Raw genomic sequence first — 18640 nt, forward strand, 5'->3', positions numbered from 1 at the left:
TTACACCTATAAAATCGGTAAGATTTCTCTTACATATTTAATAACATCGGAAATCGGAATCAAATCCGTTTGCCCTGATCTACGTTGGCGGATTTCAACAACTCCCTCATCCGTTGCCTTTCCACCAACCACCACACGGAGGGGGAAGCCGATCAAGTCTGCATCCTTAAATTTTACCCCCGGGCGCTCCGGACGATCATCCAGCACAACTTCAATACCTAGCTTTGAAAGCTCATTATACAATTCCTCTGCTATGGTCATTTGTTTTGCGTCTTTTGCAGATACAGGAATAACGATTACCTGATAGGGTGCTATGCTGGCGGGCCAAATAATACCATCCTGATCATGGTTTTGCTCAATTGCTGCAGCCATGGTGCGACTTACGCCAACTCCGTAGCAGCCCATAACAATAGGTTTTTCCTTCCCGTTTTCATCTAGGAATGTGGCCCCTAGAGCTTTACTATATTTTGTTCCTAATTTAAATATCTGCCCAACTTCAATACCCCTGGCCTCTTGTAACTGAGCCCCACATTTTGGGCATGGTTCACCGGCCTGTACCATACGAATGTCCTCTATAAGGTCAGCCTTAAAATCTCTTCCTGGATTTACATTAATAAGGTGTGCGTCTACCTTATTAGCACCGGAGATCCCATTAACCATAGCCATAACCTCATGATCTGCTACAATACGAACCTTAATACCAACCGGCCCAGCATATCCGAGGGGGGCTCCTGAAACATCTTTAACCTGTTCCTCACTGGCCAAATCAACCGTTAGTGCACCTAAAGCATTAAGGAGTTTAATCTCATTCACATCCCGGTCACCCCTTACTAGGGCTGCAACCAACTCCTTATCTGTTCTGTAAATCATGGTTTTAATAACTTGCTGGGTGGTAATTCCCAAGAATTTTGCAACATCCTCAGCGGACCTTTGCCCGGGAGTGATTTCTTCCTCCAGTGCACGTTTTTCAATGGAAGGATCTAGCCCGGCTGCAGGAATTGCTGCCTTTTCGTTGTTGGCTGCATAATCACAACTGGAACAGTAGAGAATAGCTGCCTCCCCTGAGTCTGCCAGAACCATAAATTCATGGGTAGTACTTCCTCCAATGGCTCCCGAGTCAGCCTCCACAGGCCTAAATTGAACCCCACAACGGGTAAAGATATTAGTATAGGCTGCATGCATCTTTTGATAGCTGACTTCTAAGCCCTCTTCATCCTTGTCGAAGGAATATAAGTCCTTCATAATAAATTCCCTGCCCCTCATCAGGCCAAACCTGGGGCGTCTTTCGTCACGGAATTTACTTTGGATTTGATATAGAAGCTGAGGCAGTTGCTTATATGAGCGTACTTCGCCCCTGATTAGAATAGTAATAACCTCTTCATGGGTAGGTCCCAAGCAAAAGTCCCTGTTATGCCTGTCTTTTAAACGGAACAGTTCTGGACCATATACATGCCAGCGACCAGACTCCAACCACATTTCAGCAGGCTGGACAATAGGCATTAATAGTTCCTGTCCACCCTGGTGGTCCATCTCTTCCCTAACAATTTGCATAATCTTCTTTAATACCCTATGGGCCAAGGGTAAATATGTATAAATGCCCGAAGCTGATTTTCTAATAAACCCAGCCCTTAGCAGTAATTGATGACTAATTACCTCCGCCTCGGCAGGCACCTCCCTTAAAGTGGGAATTAACATTTGACTTGTACGCATATATCGCCCCTCCTGAATCTAGGTCTAAATGTACTTATAAATTAAAGTAATTCTATTTCTCTGATTAACTCTTCAACTAATTCTTTCTCTGGAACCTTCCTTATTACTTCTCCTTTTCGGAAAATCAGCCCCACGCCACGGCCACCGGCAATACCCACATCTGCCTCCCTAGCCTCTCCCGGTCCATTAACCACACAACCCATGACCGCCACCTTTATTGGCTTGTCCAGACCTACTAGCCTTTGTTCCACCTGTTCAGCAATTTCTATAAGGTTTATCTGAGTTCGGCCACAGGTAGGACATGAAATTAGTTCCACTCCCCGCTGGCGCAACCCCAGGGCTTTGAGAATTTCAAAAGCTACAAAGACTTCATGTCTTGGGTGACCAGTTAATGAAACCCGGACAGTATCACCTATTCCTTCAGCCAGAAGGGCGCCAATACCAACAGCAGATTTGATTGTACCGCTCTTGACTGTTCCTGCCTCTGTAACTCCTATATGCATAGGGTAGTCTATCAGTCCGGATAATTTGCGATAGGCTTCCAACATGAGAGGAATATTAGATGCCTTAAGGGATACCTTTATTTCCCTATAGTTAAGTTCTTCCAAAATATTGATATGGTTTAAGGCACTCTCAACCAGGGCATCCGCCTTTACCCCTCCATATTTATCCAGTAGCTCCTTTTCCAAAGAGCCTGCATTGACACCTATACGTATGGGAACTAACTTTTCCCTGGCTGCAGCTACAACTTCTTTGACCTTAGCTTTTCCCCCAATATTACCTGGGTTAATTCTAAGTCCATCTATCCCCCCTGATAGGGCCAAAAGTGCCAGTCGATAATCAAAATGAATATCGGCAATTAAAGGTATGCTAACCTTTGCTTTAATATCAGACAACACCTCGGCAGCTTCTCTGTCTGGCACGGCAAGCCGAACAACTTCGCATCCCGCCTGGGTCAAATCGGTTATTTGCTCAACAGTTGACTTTACATCCCTGGTGTCTGTATTAGTCATGGATTGTACAATTACAGGTGACCCGCCACCGATTTGGATATTGCCCACCATAACCGGCCGGGTGTTTCTTTTTACCATTGTTACCTCCGCTATCTAGGCCCAAACATTAAGGAAACTACATCATTATAGGTTATAACCACCATTAACAAAAGTAACAGCCCAAAACCAACCAGATGAATAAAACTTTCCTTGGATGGCTCTACAGGTTTACCAGCAATTTTTTCCCAGATTAAAAATAGTACCCTACTGCCATCCAGGGCTGGGATTGGAAATAGATTAAACAGACCGAGATTTATACTTAGAAAAGCTGCCAATCGTAACACATGAAAGACCCCAAATTCAGCAGCCTTGCCTATTTCACCAACAATCCTTACAGGCCCTCCCAAATCCACCGGAGCCTGTTGGGTAAACATTTGCCCAATAAATGAGAGTATGAGCCAGGATAATTGTACTGTAAACTGCCCACCCTGTATCAGGGCTGATACTGGGTTTAGCTTTTTAATCACAGTATCGGTCTCGGATGGTTTTATACCAATTTTATATTGACCGGTTTCATCCTTTTGGGTGGCTACATTCACTTGCAATTCCTGGCCATCCCTTACAATTGAAAGATTTACCGATTCTCCCGGGAATTTGCTGACCTCTTCGACCAGCTCATTCCAGTCCTCAACTGGTTTCTGATTAACGGCAGTTATTTGATCCCCTGCCTGGATACCAGCCCTTTGAGCCGGAAATCCATCTATTACCTCTCCCACCTTGGTGGTAGCAAATTGAATACCTTGGAACATAAAAATAAAGGCAAACAATAATGCTGCCAATATAAAGTTCATCAGAGGCCCTGCAATGATTACCGATGCCCTTTGACTAACTGTTTTTCTATTAAAAGCCCTATTCTCTGGTATCCCTTTATCGTCCTCTTCATTGGGGTCCATGCCAGCCATCCGAACAAAGCCACCTAGGGGCAGCAGGCGAAGATTGTATCTGGTTTCCCCCCAGTTAAAGCCAAAAACCTTAGGCCCAAAGCCCAAGCTAAATTCATGCACCAGGATACCAACTCTTTTAGCTACAAGAAAGTGTCCCAACTCATGAAAAAATATTAGCAGACCAAATACAACAACCGAAGCGATAAATGTTTGCATTTCTTCACCTCTATAAGTTACTTAATATTCTGGTGACCTCTTTTCTTGCCCATATATCAACCTCAATAACCTCTTCCAATGAGGAAGGCTTGACAACTCTATGCTTATCTAGGGTTTTCTGAACAACTAAGGGTATTTCTAGAAATTTTATGCTCCCTTGTAAAAATGTGTGAACAGCAATTTCGTTAGCCGCATTTAATACTGCCGGGGCTGTCCCGCCTGCTCTTCCTGCTTCATAGGCCAGGGCTAAAGACGGGAATCGCGTTGTATCAGGTGCTTCAAAAGTCAATCCCATAATGCTCTTAAGATTTAGTTTTGGAAAATTATTAAACCACCTGTGGGGATAGCTAAGGGCATATTGAATAGGTATCCTCATGTCAGGCTGTCCTAAATGAGCAATAAAAGAGCCATCACCATACTCAACCATAGAATGGATAATACTCTGGGGATGAATTACCACCTCAATATCATCAAAGTCTAAGTTAAAAAGCCACTTAGCTTCAATAACTTCAAGCCCCTTGTTCATTAGAGTGGCGGAATCAATGGTTATTTTAGCTCCCATGGACCAATTAGGGTGCTTTAAAGCCATCTGCGGTGTTACACCCTCAAGGTTTGACCGATCCATTTGACGAAATGGACCACCGGAAGCTGTTAGTATAAGCTTCCTTACACTGCTCTTATTTTCTCCCTTTAAGCACTGCCATATAGCTGAATGCTCACTATCCACCGGAAGCAAGGATATATTGTTTTTCTCAGCTAGTAGAGTTACATATTCCCCTGCTGCCACCAAGGTTTCTTTGTTAGCCAATGCAATATCTTTTCCTGCTTCTATGGCTGCACAGGTGGGCAATAGTCCTACAGCCCCACTTAAGGCTGTTAGAATAGTTGATGCCTCCTCACAGGTTGCAACAGCAATCAGACCTTCAGTCCCGTAATAGACCTCAACCTTTAAGCCATTTTTCAACAGCTCAGCCTTCAACCAGCTGGCATCCTCTTTATCTTGCAGGGAAACTATCATGGGCTTATGGGATAAACATTGTTTTAAAAACAACTCGCGGTTTTTACCGCCCGCCATCCCAACAACCTTTAATTCATCAGGAAATGCTTCTACAACCTCTAGGGCTTGCCTTCCTATTGAACCGGTACTGCCTAGTATTGCAAATTTTTTCATATCTATGGCACCTCAGATATTTTAATTCACCTTAGAGGTCTGAATTCCTGCTTTTATAACAGCCTGTACAGCAATTAGAAGTATTGGTCCCACAACCATGCCAATAAAGCCTAAAATTTTAAAACCTATAAACAAAGCTACAAGAGTTGCCAGAGGGTGAAGTCCAAGATTACTTGCAACCACCTTTGTCTCCAGCATTTGTCTTGCAACCATAATTATCGCCCATAGTATTAATAGCTTGATACCGAACAGGGTCGAACCGGAAACTAACGACCAGATTACCCAGGGTAAGATGACTGTACTTGGTCCCAACACAGGAATAATATCAAAAAATCCAATTAATAGACCCATTGTTAAGGCATATTCAGCCCCAATTATATATAAACCAAGAATACTTATAAAGGTACTTATACTTACTAAAATCCCCTGGGCCCTTATATAACCCAAAAAGGCCCCAAATACAGCTTTTAACACATGAAGACTTCTTTCACCAAAGGGTGCGGGCATAAGTGAGAGCCAATGTACTGCCAGCATTCTCCGGTCCTTACTAATAAAATATGTCGCCAGGAGGCTGACAATTATAAAGGTAATTATACCGGGAATGGCCGAAAAGGTCTGTAATATTGATTCAGCCGTTCTTGTTAAAAACACTTGTAAAGTAGCCGCAATGTTGCCAAAGGAATCCTGAATATAAATTGTTGCCGCAGAAGGAAGCTCCCCATAGAGTCTTTGTAATCTTGGCAGTGCCTGCTCTACCCAGATTTGGACTTCCCTGACAACCGTAGGCAGACTCTTAGATAAATCGATAAGTTCTGTTACTAATCTTAGTAGCAGTAAAGTTATAACTGTACCAAAAAAACTGAATAAGAGGAGCATTGATAAGGCAACTGAAGCTCCCCTGCCCATACGGGCATGGGTTTGCAAAACAGCAATCATAGGCTCCAGCAACAGACTAATAAATATCGCCACTAGAAATGGAATTATCAGTGGTATTATAAAGGCCAGTCCACGTAAAACGTAATCTGATACATGGTCAATTATAAATAATGCCAGTAAAAGAAGCAGACCGGCCAATACGATATTTAGGGCGGTCTTTAGCCAAGCGGGCAATTTTGTTCACCTCATTATAATTATAATCAAATTATAAACACTTTAACTGTGTAGTATACCAGGGGTGCTGTAAATAGCAAACTGTCAAAGCGATCTAGGAAACCACCATGTCCAGGAATAATCTGGCCTGAATCCTTCACACCTGCTTGTCGTTTAATGGCTGATTCCATAAGATCTCCCAATAGGGAAGCAACACCGATTAATACTCCTATTAATATGAGTGGTATGGTATTAAAACTCTGAACTGAAAGGGAAAATATATAGCATAGGAGTACTGATCCCAGAACTCCACCCACTGCTCCTTCAATGGTTTTTTTAGGGCTTAGCAGCGGGGCCAGTTTATGTTTACCAAAGGCCCTACCTGTAAAATAAGCAAAGGTATCACTGGCCCAGGTGGCGGTAAGTAGTAATATAATCCAAAACCAGCCATCCGGTAAATCTCTAATCAAAAAGAAGAAAAGGATATTCCCTATGTAAAAGGTAGCAGTCATATTTCCAAATACATCAAGGGGTGTTGTCCTTGGATATAGCAACACCATACTTAATAAATTATATAATATGATTAAAACCAATGCCGGCGCAAGTAAATCATCTTTATATAAATATGCAGCCACCAGCAAAAATAAGCCTCCTGAAATTATAATCTCTCTGGAAGGCTTTAAACCAAGGCCCTTTAACATTATGGTTATTTCCAGGCTTGCTATTAGGAATATTGTAGTAGTTAATAGCCATAGGGCCCAGCCACCGTACCAGGCAGCCAGTAATATTACCGGGATGCCCACCAAGGCACTGAGCACTCGCAAGTGCAGCAAATGATCCACCAACCTATTTTTTCTTTAGTCCCCCAAAACGACGCTCTCGCCTCTGATAATCAATAATGGCCTTTAACAAATGCTCTCTTTTAAAATCTGGCCACATTACATTTGACAACCAGAATTCAGTATAGGCCAATTGCCATAATAGAAAATTACTAATTCGATAATCTCCCGAAGGTCTTACTAACAAATCGGGATCGGGCATCCCCGCCGTATATAATTTATTACCTATGAGTTTTTCATTTATCTCAGAAACTTCAATTTCCCCGTCTTTAACCATTTGAGCGATTTTCTGAACTGCCATTGTTATTTCTGTTCTTCCACCGTAACTCAAAGCAATATTTAAAATCAAGCCTGAATTATCCTTTGTTTCTTCAATAGCTCTGAGAACAGCATCCTTTGGTGCCTGGGGTAATTCGTTGAGTTGACCCAGGGCATTTATTCTAACATTATTTCTATGTAATTCTTTTAGTTCTTTATCTAAATACTCCACCAGTAAGTCCATAAGCATACTTACTTCATCCTGGGGCCTTTTCCAATTTTCAGTAGAAAAAGCATAACAGGTCAGTACCTTTACTCCTAATTCAGAGCACAGCTTAACAACATTTCTTAAGGCTTCTACTCCAGCCTTATGCCCAAAGGATCTCGGCATACCTCGCCTCTGGGCCCACCTACCGTTTCCATCCATGATAATGGCGATATGGTTAGGCAACCTGCTAATATCTACGGCCTGCAGCAGTGTTTCCTCATTTTCAGAAATCCTTTCTTTACTGAAGAGACCTGTTATCCTTTTAAACATCTCAGAGCCTCCAATATAACAACCCCCTTCCGGATATGAAGGGGGTTCAATGCATTACTCTTCAATAATAGCTCCGGTAGGGCACATATCCACGCACGTTCCACAATCTTCGCATGCAGTGGTTATTTTAAATATTTCGCCCTCCTCAATAGCTCCATTGGGACAGGAATCCAAACAGGTACCGCAGGCCAGACATTCATCTGTGATTTTAAAGGCCATTTAGTACACCTCCTTTCCCTTTCTCCTCACAAACCACCGTAATTACTACTTCTTGGGGACCAGCAGGCCGTACCCTTACTACACGTTTTAGCCCTTCCGGGTTTCCCTTAGGTGGTTTGGAAATGACCTCAGATACATCATAACCGGCATTTCTGAGAAGGGGCACTGCATCATCCAACAGAAAACCTAACACATCAGGTATACCCATCTAAACCTGCAAGATCTCCTGCTCTTTAGATTTTAACATTTCATCGATTTCTTTAATAAATTTATCAGTGATTTTTTGCATGTCGTCCTGACCCCGTTTTACCTCGTCCTCTGGTACCCCGTCCTTTTGTTTTGCCTTGATGCTATCATTAACATCACGACGAATATTTCTAACAGCAACTCGTCCTTCTTCGGCTTTTTTCTTAATGACTTTAACCAGCTCTGTTCTGCGTTCTTGAGTCAATTGGGGTATGGTCAGACGAATTACTGTGCCATCACTGGTAGGAGTAATACCCAAATCAGATTTAAGAATTGACCTTTCGATTTCAGGCATAGCACTCTTATCCCAGGGTTGAATCACAAGGCTACGAGGCTCTGGTACAGAGATGTTCGCAAGTTGATTTAATGGGGTAGGAGTTCCATAATAAGAAACTGTAACTTTATCTAACAAGGCAGGGGTTGCACGACCGGCACGTAGTGATGCAAATTCCTTACGAACCACTTCCACGGACTTCTTCATGTTATCTTCAGCAGCAGAAATAATATCTTTAAGCATTTTATTCCCCCCCAACAAAGGTACCTATCCGTTCCCCTAATATTGCTCTCTTGATATTGCCTTCTTTATTTAAGTCAAAAACCAGCAGTGGAATCCGATTATCCATACAAAGGGAGGCAGCAGTGGAATCCATTACTTGAAGACCCTTCTGCAAAACATCTATGTATGTTAGTTGTTCAAACTTCTTAGCCTCGGGATTCTTAAGGGGATCAGCCTCATATACCCCATCTACCTGCTTTGCCATAAGAATAATCTCTGCTTCAACTTCCGCAGCACGCAGGGCAGCTGTTGTATCTGTAGAGAAGTATGGATTTCCGGTGCCGGCAGCAAAGATTACAACCCTACCCTTTTCCATATGCCTAATGGCTCTACGTCTGATGTAGGTCTCTGCCACTGCCATCATTTCGAAGGCAGTTTGAACCCTTGTGTCAACGTCAATTTTTTCTAAGGCATCCTGCAGTGCCAAAGAATTTATTACAGTTGCCAGCATACCCATATAATCAGCAGTGGCTCTGTCCATTCCTTTAGTACTACCTGATATCCCTCGCCAAATATTGCCGCCGCCCACAACAATGGCTAATTGGACCCTTAATTCAATTACATCCTTAATTTGGCTTGCAATTGAGTAAACTACTTCCGGGTCTATTCCATAGCCTTTAGTTCCTGCCAGGGCTTCTCCACTTAACTTCAGAATTACCCTCCTGAACTTGGGAGTTACCATGTGGGTGTCCTCCAGTCTGGTAGATCTGTAATTCTACAACCTTTAAAAAATTCCTGCAAAAAATAACTATTGCCTATTAACACTTAATTTGAGCAGCTACTTCTGCAGCAAAATCATCTGAGCGTTTTTGTAAACCTTCGCCCATTTCGTAACGTGTAAAGCGGCGAACATCAATCTTTTCACCTATTTTAGCAATAACCTCATTGATTACTTGCTGAACAGTTTTATCAGAATCCTTAATAAAGGGCTGCTCTAAGAGACAAACCTCTTTATAATATTTTTCAATACGTCCTTCAACCATTTTATCAACAATCTTCTCAGGTTTGCCTTCATTTAAGGCCTGAGCCCTTAATATTTCGCGCTCTTTTTCAATAGCCTCACTGGGCACTTCTTCTTTACGAACATATTCGGGCTTAGCAGCTGCTATCTGCATAGCAATATCTCTGGCCAATCCACGGAAGTCTTCGTTTTTAGCCACAAAGTCTGTTTCACAGTTAACTTCTACTAAAACACCAATTCTTCCGCCACCATGAATATATGATTCAACGATGCCCTCTGCGGCAATACGACCTGCCTTTTTAGCAGCGGCAGCCAGACCTTTCTCACGTAAAAATTCAATAGCTTTGTTCATATCTCCATTAACTTCAGCTAAGGCCTTTTTGCAATCCATCATACCGGCCCCGGTGCGTTCTCTCAACTCTTTAACCATGCTTGCAGAAATTTCCGCCATGACTTTATCCCCCTTTAATTAGGAAATCCAGTTAATCTTGTGCTATTATAACCAAATTCTTCCCTTAACAAACATGAAAAAAGGTAGGGGCCTCCAGTAATACAAGACGCCCTCTACCTAAACTTCTACTCTGCGAGTTGTTCACCCTGCCTGCCTTCCAGAACGGCATCAGCCATCTTTGCGGTAAGCAGTTTTACTGCCCGAATAGCGTCATCGTTACCGGGAATAACATAATCAATCTCGTCAGGATCACAGTTTGTATCAACAATGGCTACAATGGGAATACCCAGTTTGCGAGCTTCGGCCACTGCGATGCGCTCCTTACGTGGGTCAATGACGAATAGGGCACCCGGCAGACGACGCATGTTCTTGATTCCACCTAGGAACTTATCCAGCTTCTCTTTTTCATGTAGAAGTTGAGCTACTTCTTTCTTAGGTAAAACCTCGAAGGTGCCGTCACCTTCCATCCGCTCCAGTTCGTGCAGTCTATCAATACGATGTCTGATTGTTTGGAAGTTTGTCAACATACCACCCAACCAGCGCTGGTTAACGTAATACATGCCACAACGCTCGGCTTCTTCCTTAACAGCCTCCTGTGCCTGCTTCTTGGTACCTACAAACATAATGGTACCGCCTTCAACGGAAAGCTGCTTAACAAAATCATAGCACTCTTCTACCTTGCGAACGGTTTTCTGCAGATCAATGATGTAAATACCGTTACGGTCAGTAAAGATGTAGGGTGCCATTTTTGGGTTCCACCTACGTGTCTGGTGTCCGAAATGAACACCTGCTTCCAGCAATTGTTTCATGGAGATAACTGCCATAGCTAGTTACACCTCCCCTCTCAAATGTTTTTAATCCTCCGTTACCATCATTTTCGACAAGACCTTTCAAAGAAAGGCAACCTTGCCCGAATCCGACAACGTGTGTAATTAACACCAAGGCATATTTTAGCATAATAAGATGTTTGACGCAAGAGCAATTAGTACTCAATTTATGCTATTATTAAAACCCAGTTGTAGCTTTCGTTTACAGTCAGTCAGAGGGTCCTGTTCTTTTAAACAGGACCCTCAATAATAATCTTTAGTTGTGCTTTAATCTCTGCAGTTCTTCTATTAGCCTGTCATTAAGCACCCGTATATAGGTACCCTTCATGCCTAAGGATTTGGATTCGATTACTCCAGCGCTTTCAAATTTTCTCAGTGCATTCACGATAACTGACCTGGTGATTCCTACACGGTCTGCTATTTTACTGGCAACCAGAACCCCTTCGTCACCTTCCAGCTGTTCAAATATATGTTGAACGGCATCCAGTTCGGAGTAGGATAGGGTTCCCAGGGCAATTTGTACCGCTGCTTTTTTGCGGGCTTCTTCTTCCATTCTGCCCGCCCTTGCCCGGAGAATTTCCATGGCCACAACGGTTGCACCGTATTCAGCAAGGATCAAATCTTCGTCAGTAAAGCTTTGGTTGAACTTAGCCAGCACCAGAGTTCCTAAGCGGGAACCTGCGCCAACGATGGGAACAACTGTGGAGACTTTGTTCATGTGCTTGCATCCTTCTTCGTTGAAAAAAACACAAGCATTTACTGTCTGGCAAAAGTTTGCGTGGGTTTCATTAATGTCAAGTAGTCTTTCATTGTACTCTTCCGGAAACCTCTTGGACCCTTCAACAATGTCACGCATAATGCCGCAGGCAAACTGGGGCATAAAATTATAGCCCAGAGCCCTGCCCCGGCGGTCAATTATATAGCAGTTAGCTTCAATATTTTGTGATAATACTTCAGCAATTTCGCCGAAATCAACAGGGTAGCCAGCAGATTTTTGCAACAGTTTATTAATCGTTCTAGTTCTGTCTAGTAGGTTGTTCACCTTTGTCACTCTCCTTGTGTATTAAAGAATATAGCGGCTAAGATCTCGATTTGCTACAACATTGCTTAATTTTTCACGAACATATTCACTATCTATAGTGAGTGACTGTCCCTCCAATTCCGGAGCTTCAAAAGAAACATCCTCTAGAAGTTTCTCCAATATAGTATGAAGCCTGCGGGCACCTATGTTCTCATTTTGTTCATTTACAGTATAAGCTATATCAGCAATTTCGACAAGTGAATTTTTTGAAAATTCAATATTAAGGCCTTCAGTCTTCAAGAGTTCTGTATATTGCTTGATTAAAGAGTTTCTTGGTTCTACCAGAATTTGTTCAAAATTACTCCGGCTCAAGCTTTCCAGCTCCACTCTGATGGGAAATCTCCCTTGAAGTTCTGGGATAAGGTCAGAAGGTTTAGAGATATGGAAGGCACCTGCAGCAATAAATAATACATGATCTGTCTTTACAGGTCCATACTTGGTCATAATTGTTGATCCTTCCACTATTGGCAGGATATCCCTCTGAACGCCTCCCCTAGATACATCCGGGCCACCGGCAGCTCCCTCCCGGGTAGCAATTTTATCTATTTCATCAAGAAATATGATCCCTTGATTCTCGGCCCTTTTAACTGCTTCAGAATTTATTTCATCCATGTCAATCAATTTTTGTGCTTCCTGATTGATTAGGAGTTTCCTGGCTTCACTTACAGTTACCTTTCTTTTACGCTTCTTTTTAGGGAAAATATTACCGAGGACATCTTGCATATTTACACCCATCTCTTCCACACCGCTATTAGAAAAGACTTCTAGCATGGGAGTATGGTTGTCGTCTACTTCAATTTCCAAATACTCCTTTTCCAACTCCCCACGGGCTAATTTTTCCCTTAGGGTCTCCCTTTCAAATTTTATCCTGCTGTTCTGCTGATCCCAGGTCTTATCTTCCTCAGGCTTTTCCTGAACACCACCAAAAAGCATTTCAAAGGGATTTTTTACTGGTGAAGGTTTGCTGGGCATTGGCGCCAGTAATTCAATAATTCTCTCATCGGCCATCTTCTTTGCCCGTTCCTGAACCTCTTCCAGCTTTTCCTGTTTAATCATACGGATTGCGGTTTCAACCAGATCCCTGACCATGGATTCAACATCCCGGCCCACATAGCCAACCTCGGTAAATTTTGTGGCCTCAACCTTTACAAAGGGGGCTTTAACAAGTTTGGCTAAACGTCTAGCAATTTCAGTTTTTCCAACCCCGGTTGGTCCAATCATTAAAATGTTCTTAGGTACAACTTCATCCTTTAATTCCTCGGGCAGATTACTGCGGCGGTATCTATTTCTTAAAGCTACTGCCACTGCCTTTTTGGCCTGTTCCTGTCCTACGATATATTTATCCAGCTCAGTTACAATTTCCCTCGGTGTTAGGGCCTTCATAGGCTCCACTCCTTTAGAATCCGTAGTTATATTTCTTCCACCACAATATTATGGTTGGTATAAACACATATGTCTGCTGCAATACTAAGGGCCTCATGTACCACCTCTTTAGGCAGTAGTTCTGTATGTTTAACCAGTGCCCGGGCAGCGGCCAAAGCATATGCCCCTCCTGAGCCTATGGCTGTTACTCCTTCGTCCGGCTCAATAACCTCACCATTACCTGATAAAACCAGGAGATGCTCTTTATTTGCCACAATCAACATTGCTTCTAGGGCACGCAGGTGCTTATCGGTGCGCCAATCCTTAGCAAGTTCAACTGCCGCCCGCATAAGATTGCCATGGTATTCTTCAAGCTTTTTTTCAAACTTTTCAAATAAGGTAAAGGCGTCTGCCACAGAACCTGCAAAGCCTGCAATTACTTGGCCTTGATGTAGTCTTCTAACTTTACGGGCTGTATGTTTCATAACAGTATTCTGTCCAAAGGTGACCTGACCATCTCCGGCCACTGCAACTTCTGTTCCTTTTTTTACTGCAACAATGGTAGTTGCGTGAAACATTAACATCCCTTCCTCTTTATTATTTCCCTAAGCCCTGGGATGGGCCAAGCGATAGACCTTTTTAAGTTTTTGTTTGGTGATATGGGTGTAAATCTGTGTAGAGGACAGGGATATATGACCAAGTAATTCCTGAACACTACGTAAATCTGCCCCGTTATCAAGTAAATGGGTGGCAAAGGAATGCCGTATATCATGGGGACTAATTCTATTTTTAAGGTTTATCAGCTGGCAGTATTTAGTTACTATTTTTCTTATACTTCGGTCAGAAAGTCTTGAACCTTTATAATTCACAAATACAGCCGGGCAATCTATTTTTGCCAGCAAAGGCCTGCTCTTTGACAAATAAACTTCCATAGTATAAATAGCCTGGTCATGAATCGGTATAAGTCGTTCCCTTGACCCCTTGCCCCATACCTTGATAAATCCCCTATCAAGCTCCATATTGGAGAGGTCCATAGAAACCAACTCAGATACCCTAATACCTGTAGCATAAAGCATTTCCAGCAGAGCCTTATCCCTAATACCCAAGGGGGTGCTATCGGGTGCCTCAATGAGTCTCTTTGTATCTTCCTGATAGAGAAACCTCGGGAGTCTTTTCTCCTGCTTAGGATTTACCATCTTAGCTATTGGACTCCCCATTAGTATACCTTCTCTATACAGATGTTTAAAAAACGATCTCCAGGCTGCCAATCTCCTGGCAATTGAGGCCCTGCTTAAATCCTTTTGCTTTAAAAAAGCCAGGAATTGTCTAAATAGTTTGCTGTCAATTTGTGACGGGAGTAACATTTCCTGGGATACTTCGAGTCTTGTGGAAAAAAAATCGATTCCTGCAAACAAATCCCTCTGGTAGGCCTCTATTGTCAGTTCAGAATAGTTCTTTTCTATTTTTAAATAATGAATGAAATGGTCTACCAAATTATACATTTATATACACCACAATATCTTGATATGATATCAAACAAAATATAGCATATACAGGATTGAAATTGCAACTACCTTTTGACAATTTAAATTTGAATTGTCTTTTCTTGTTCCATCCAATGTTCTAAAATTTGAACAGACCTCTCGGCCTGAGCCTTACCCCGCTCCCTTTTTCCCTTTATCTTTACTGGCAGCTCAGGAAACAAGCCAAAAGTTACATTCATTGGCTGAAAATTCCCACCCGGGGCGGTGGTAATATAATGTAATAATGAGCCATGGGCCGTTTCTCTGGGCATCATCACGGGTTTTTTGTCTAATGCAAGCAGTGCTGCATTCATTCCTGCCACTAGGCCTGCGGCGGCTGATTCAACATATCCTTCAACCCCGGTAATTTGACCGGCAAAAAATATTCTTTCATCACTTTTTAACTGCAAGGTTGGCTCAAGAAGCTCCGGAGAGTTAATATATGTATTGCGGTGCATTACCCCATAGCGCACAAATTCTGCCTTTTCTAAGCCAGGAATTAAGCTAAAAACCCTCTTTTGCTCCCCCCATTTAAGGTTTGTTTGAAAGCCCACAAGATTATACAGGGTGCCCTCGGCATTATCTTGCCTCAGCTGCACTACTCCGTGGGGCCTTTTGCCCGTTCTAGGATCAGTAAGCCCAACAGGTTTTAAGGGTCCATAAAGAAGAGTATCCCTACCCCTTGTGGCAAGGACCTCAACCGGCATACAGCCCTCAAAATGTACCTGCTTCTCAAAATCCTTTATTGGTGCACGCTCGGCATTAATCAGTTCATTGTAGAAAACATCATACTCTTCCCTGGTCATTGGGCAATTGAGATAAGCTTCTTCCCCTTTGCCGTATCTTGAAGCCCTAAATACCTTGTTTAAGTCAAGAGATTCTAAAGATACTATGGGGGCAGCGGCATCATAGAAATAGAGATAACCTTCACCAGTTAATCTAGCAATAGCTTGTGATAAATCCGGTGAGGTTAATGGCCCTGTAGCAATAATAACAATACCCTCCTCTGGTATTGTTATTAACTCTTCCCTATGAATATTAACCAGTGGATTATTTTCAAGAAGATCAGTTATTTCCCGGGAAAACCCTTCCCGATCAACTGCCAGAGCACCGCCCGCAGGCACCCTGTGTTTATCTGCCGCAAGCATTGTTAAAGAACCCAGACGCCGCATCTCCTCTTTTAACAAACCCACGGCGTTTTCGATGGCTGCCGCTCTTAAAGAATTACTGCATACTAATTCAGAAAAATTCTGGGTATGATGGGCCGGTGTATTCTTATGAGGTCTCATTTCAAATAAATTAACCTCTATACCCCTGCGAGCCAGTTGCCAGGCGGCCTCAGAGCCCGCTAGGCCAGCCCCAATTACTGTAACAGACATTGTTGTTTGCCTCCTAATTGAGCAGCGGTCTACACCTTACTTTTTCCTCTGCCTTTGACTGTCTTGAGCTTTTCACTTTTTTTCTTGCTCGAACTATCAGTAGTAGTTTTCTTGCCCTTAGCGTTTATTTTATTCCCCATATCCTTTGGGTTTTCTTGTTTGCTTGGACATAGTTCATTTACACAGTGTAAACTTTTCTGATTTCCACGGCTATTTTTCTCTACCAGCATTCCCTGGCAATGGGAACATTTTTCCTTAGTGGGAACATCCCAGGTCACAAATTCACAATCTGGATACTTACTGCAACCGTAAAACTTGCGACCTTTTTTACTCCTGCGCAGTACCATTTCACCTGCACATTTTGGGCAACCGACACCAGTAGGCTCCAAAAGTGGTTTTGTATTGCGGCAGTCAGGAAAACCAGGGCAAGCTAGGAACTTTCCGTATCTTCCCAATTTAATCACCATGTTTTTACCACATTGCTCGCATATTTCCTCAGTAACTTCATCGGCTATTTGAACCTTGCCAATTTTTTCTTCGGCTGTTTCCAAGGTTCCCTTAAAGGGATGATAAAATTCCTTTAATACTCCAACCCACTTTTCATCCCCTTCGGCAATTTTATCTAGTTTCTCTTCCATATCAGCCGTAAACTCAATATTAATAATTTCCGGAAAATGGTTTTTTAACATATCAACCACAATTACTCCCAGCTCCGTGGGATAAAACTGCTTTTTCTCCCTTACCACATAGCCACGCTTTTGTATGGTTTCCACAATGGGAGCATAAGTACTAGGCCTTCCAATGCCCTTTTCTTCCAATGCCTTTACCAGGGTTGCGTCGGTATAACGTGGTGCCGGTTGTGTGAAATGCTGCTTGGGAGTGAGGGATTTTGCCTCCAATCGGTCACCTTGATTTAATTCAGGAAGAATTCTTTCTTCTTCCTTGGAATCATCATCTGTACCTTCAATGTAAACCTGCATAAAACCAGGAAACTTTACAATTGATCCCGTTGCCCTGAAGATATAGTCATCACCGGCAGCAATATCCAGGCTGGTTGTATCAATTATTGCCGGTGCCATTTGGCTGGCTAAAAATCTTGACCAAATTAGACGATAAAGCTTGAATTGATCATTGGTAAGAAACTGTTTTATACTTTCTGGTTCATGACTTATCGAAGTAGGTCTGATGGCCTCGTGGGCATCCTGTACCTTTCCTTTGGCAGCAATTTGCTTTGATTGCTTAGGAATATAGGCAGGACCAAACCTATCCATGATAAATTTATTCACTTCTTCCACAGCTGTTTCAGATACCCTGGTTGAATCTGTACGAATATATGTAACCAGACCCATAGGCCCTTCTTTACCAAGCTCAATACCTTCATATAACTGTTGGGCTACCACCATTGTTTTACGGGAGGTAAAGTTAAGCTTTCTAGAGGCTTCCTGCTGCAGAGAGCTTGTAGTAAAGGGGGCTGCAGGATTTCTCAATTTCTCTTTCTTGGTTACATTTGAGACAACATAAGAAATACCCTTAAGTTCAGCCAATATTTTATCCATGGCCCCTTGATTAGGTATCTCTATTTTCTTATTTTTATATTTATTCAACTTAGCCTCAAAGGCATTTTTCCCTGGTTTTGTAAACTTCCCCGTCAGGGACCAATATTCTTCCGGAACAAAGGCTTGTATTTCTTCTTCCCTGTCACAAATTAGCCTAACTGCAACTGATTGAACTCTTCCTGCCGAAAGACCCTTTTTCACCTTGCGCCAAAGCAGGGGGCTAAGATTATAACCTACTAAACGGTCTAGTATTCTTCTGGCCTGTTGAGCATTTACCCTATCCAAATCAATTGGTCTAGGGTCCTTAACAGCCTGTTGAATGGCGTTTTTTGTAATTTCATTAAATTCAATGCGGCAGGCGCTTTTATCATCAATTTCAAGGAGTTTAGCCAAATGCCAGGCAATAGCCTCTCCTTCCCTGTCAGGGTCAGATGCCAGCAATATTTTATCAGCCTTTTTAACAGCTAGACGTAAATCCTTGATAATGTCACCCTTGCCTCTAATGGTGATATATTTAGGAGAAAATTCCTGGTCTACGTCTACACCGAACTGGCTTTTGGGTAAATCACGAACATGGCCCATTGAGGCTTTAACCGTATAGTTTCGCCCAAGATACTTACCAATACTCTTGGCCTTGGCTGGAGACTCAACTATTACTAATGTTTTACTCAAATTGGTACACCCCACATTACTGAAAGCCCTATTTGCTTCCTTTGTCACCA

Annotated in this window: 19 protein-coding genes; all 19 read right to left on the reverse strand. The window is 42.6% G+C overall.

Translation table 11 applies throughout. From position 1 onward, the window contains the following. Positions 1-6: 6 nt before the first annotated feature. On the reverse strand, positions 7-1710 hold the full coding sequence (locus P6N53_RS07415) for a proline--tRNA ligase (RefSeq protein WP_304542169.1): 1704 nt from the start codon (positions 1708-1710) through the stop codon (positions 7-9). 41 nt (positions 1711-1751) lie between these two features. Then, a complete protein-coding gene (gene ispG, locus P6N53_RS07420; RefSeq protein WP_304542171.1) occupies positions 1752-2801 on the reverse strand; it encodes a flavodoxin-dependent (E)-4-hydroxy-3-methylbut-2-enyl-diphosphate synthase in 1050 nt (349 codons plus the stop codon). 11 nt (positions 2802-2812) lie between these two features. After that, positions 2813-3862 carry an RIP metalloprotease RseP gene (gene rseP, locus P6N53_RS07425; RefSeq protein ID WP_304542172.1) on the reverse strand — a complete coding sequence of 350 codons (1050 nt, stop codon included), beginning with the start codon at positions 3860-3862 and terminating at the stop codon, positions 2813-2815. 10 nt (positions 3863-3872) lie between these two features. Beyond that, positions 3873-5033: a 1-deoxy-D-xylulose-5-phosphate reductoisomerase gene (locus P6N53_RS07430; RefSeq protein WP_304542173.1), complete on the reverse strand. Its 1161-nt coding sequence runs from the start codon at positions 5031-5033 to the stop codon at positions 3873-3875. A gap of 21 nt (positions 5034-5054) precedes the next feature. Further along, positions 5055-6143 (reverse strand): sporulation integral membrane protein YtvI, encoded by a 1089-nt coding sequence (ytvI, locus tag P6N53_RS07435; protein WP_304542174.1) that lies wholly within the window; start codon positions 6141-6143, stop codon positions 5055-5057. A gap of 26 nt (positions 6144-6169) precedes the next feature. Then, complete coding sequence (locus P6N53_RS07440; protein WP_304542175.1) at positions 6170-6955, reverse strand: phosphatidate cytidylyltransferase; 786 nt, start codon at positions 6953-6955, stop codon at positions 6170-6172. A gap of 13 nt (positions 6956-6968) precedes the next feature. Further along, complete coding sequence (gene uppS, locus P6N53_RS07445) at positions 6969-7757, reverse strand: undecaprenyl pyrophosphate synthase (RefSeq protein ID WP_304542176.1); 789 nt, start codon at positions 7755-7757, stop codon at positions 6969-6971. A 54-nt stretch (positions 7758-7811) separates the two neighbouring features. After that, entirely contained in the window at positions 7812-7976 is a 165-nt protein-coding gene (locus P6N53_RS07450) for a 4Fe-4S binding protein (protein ID WP_304542178.1), read from the reverse strand. Next, positions 7966-8184, reverse strand: coding sequence for a PASTA domain-containing protein (locus P6N53_RS07455; RefSeq protein ID WP_304542179.1), 219 nt, complete (start codon positions 8182-8184; stop codon positions 7966-7968). Before P6N53_RS07455 ends, P6N53_RS07450 begins: the two co-directional genes overlap by 11 nt. Continuing rightward, positions 8185-8739 carry a ribosome recycling factor gene (gene frr, locus P6N53_RS07460; protein WP_304542181.1) on the reverse strand — a complete coding sequence of 185 codons (555 nt, stop codon included), beginning with the start codon at positions 8737-8739 and terminating at the stop codon, positions 8185-8187. It abuts the gene before it with no gap. Between the two features lies 1 nt (position 8740). Continuing rightward, the gene (pyrH, locus tag P6N53_RS07465; protein ID WP_304542183.1) at positions 8741-9460 is read right to left on the reverse strand and encodes a UMP kinase; all 720 of its coding nucleotides are present in this window, start codon (positions 9458-9460) and stop codon (positions 8741-8743) included. A 76-nt stretch (positions 9461-9536) separates the two neighbouring features. Continuing rightward, positions 9537-10190, reverse strand: a complete 654-nt coding sequence (tsf, locus tag P6N53_RS07470) for a translation elongation factor Ts (protein WP_304542185.1) — start codon at positions 10188-10190, stop codon at positions 9537-9539. Between the two features lie 125 nt (positions 10191-10315). Continuing rightward, entirely contained in the window at positions 10316-11014 is a 699-nt protein-coding gene (gene rpsB / locus P6N53_RS07475) for a 30S ribosomal protein S2 (protein WP_304542187.1), read from the reverse strand. Between the two features lie 259 nt (positions 11015-11273). Next, the gene (gene codY, locus P6N53_RS07480) at positions 11274-12059 is read right to left on the reverse strand and encodes a GTP-sensing pleiotropic transcriptional regulator CodY (RefSeq protein ID WP_304542188.1); all 786 of its coding nucleotides are present in this window, start codon (positions 12057-12059) and stop codon (positions 11274-11276) included. 21 nt (positions 12060-12080) lie between these two features. Then, positions 12081-13481, reverse strand: coding sequence for an ATP-dependent protease ATPase subunit HslU (gene hslU, locus P6N53_RS07485; RefSeq protein WP_304542190.1), 1401 nt, complete (start codon positions 13479-13481; stop codon positions 12081-12083). Positions 13482-13507: 26 nt separating this feature from the next. Beyond that, positions 13508-14038, reverse strand: a complete 531-nt coding sequence (hslV, locus tag P6N53_RS07490; protein WP_304542192.1) for an ATP-dependent protease subunit HslV — start codon at positions 14036-14038, stop codon at positions 13508-13510. Positions 14039-14065: 27 nt separating this feature from the next. Continuing rightward, positions 14066-14962: a site-specific tyrosine recombinase/integron integrase gene (xerA, locus tag P6N53_RS07495; RefSeq protein WP_304542194.1), complete on the reverse strand. Its 897-nt coding sequence runs from the start codon at positions 14960-14962 to the stop codon at positions 14066-14068. Between the two features lie 83 nt (positions 14963-15045). Further along, positions 15046-16362, reverse strand: coding sequence for a methylenetetrahydrofolate--tRNA-(uracil(54)-C(5))-methyltransferase (FADH(2)-oxidizing) TrmFO (trmFO, locus tag P6N53_RS07500; protein WP_304542196.1), 1317 nt, complete (start codon positions 16360-16362; stop codon positions 15046-15048). A 29-nt stretch (positions 16363-16391) separates the two neighbouring features. Beyond that, complete coding sequence (gene topA / locus P6N53_RS07505; RefSeq protein ID WP_304542198.1) at positions 16392-18590, reverse strand: type I DNA topoisomerase; 2199 nt, start codon at positions 18588-18590, stop codon at positions 16392-16394. Positions 18591-18640: the final 50 nt, after the last annotated feature.

Origin of the sequence: Desulforamulus aquiferis (assembly GCF_030577015.1) — a bacterium.
GTDB lineage: Bacteria > Bacillota > Desulfotomaculia > Desulfotomaculales > Desulfotomaculaceae > Desulfotomaculum > Desulfotomaculum aquiferis.

Coding starts and splice junctions, on each gene's coding strand:
- uppS (WP_304542176.1), bottom strand. CDS start 7,757: ATGTTTAAAAGGATAACAGGTCTCTTCAGTAAAGAAAGGATTTCTGAA.
- tsf (WP_304542185.1), bottom strand. CDS start 10,190: ATGGCGGAAATTTCTGCAAGCATGGTTAAAGAGTTGAGAGAACGCACC.
- P6N53_RS07455 (WP_304542179.1), bottom strand. CDS start 8,184: ATGGGTATACCTGATGTGTTAGGTTTTCTGTTGGATGATGCAGTGCCC.
- rseP (WP_304542172.1), bottom strand. CDS start 3,862: ATGCAAACATTTATCGCTTCGGTTGTTGTATTTGGTCTGCTAATATTT.
- P6N53_RS07430 (WP_304542173.1), bottom strand. CDS start 5,033: ATGAAAAAATTTGCAATACTAGGCAGTACCGGTTCAATAGGAAGGCAA.
- frr (WP_304542181.1), bottom strand. CDS start 8,739: ATGCTTAAAGATATTATTTCTGCTGCTGAAGATAACATGAAGAAGTCC.
- ispG (WP_304542171.1), bottom strand. CDS start 2,801: ATGGTAAAAAGAAACACCCGGCCGGTTATGGTGGGCAATATCCAAATC.
- rpsB (WP_304542187.1), bottom strand. CDS start 11,014: ATGGCAGTTATCTCCATGAAACAATTGCTGGAAGCAGGTGTTCATTTC.
- pyrH (WP_304542183.1), bottom strand. CDS start 9,460: ATGGTAACTCCCAAGTTCAGGAGGGTAATTCTGAAGTTAAGTGGAGAA.
- P6N53_RS07450 (WP_304542178.1), bottom strand. CDS start 7,976: ATGGCCTTTAAAATCACAGATGAATGTCTGGCCTGCGGTACCTGTTTG.
- trmFO (WP_304542196.1), bottom strand. CDS start 16,362: ATGTCTGTTACAGTAATTGGGGCTGGCCTAGCGGGCTCTGAGGCCGCC.
- hslU (WP_304542190.1), bottom strand. CDS start 13,481: ATGAAGGCCCTAACACCGAGGGAAATTGTAACTGAGCTGGATAAATAT.
- xerA (WP_304542194.1), bottom strand. CDS start 14,962: ATGTATAATTTGGTAGACCATTTCATTCATTATTTAAAAATAGAAAAG.
- hslV (WP_304542192.1), bottom strand. CDS start 14,038: ATGTTTCACGCAACTACCATTGTTGCAGTAAAAAAAGGAACAGAAGTT.
- P6N53_RS07415 (WP_304542169.1), bottom strand. CDS start 1,710: ATGCGTACAAGTCAAATGTTAATTCCCACTTTAAGGGAGGTGCCTGCC.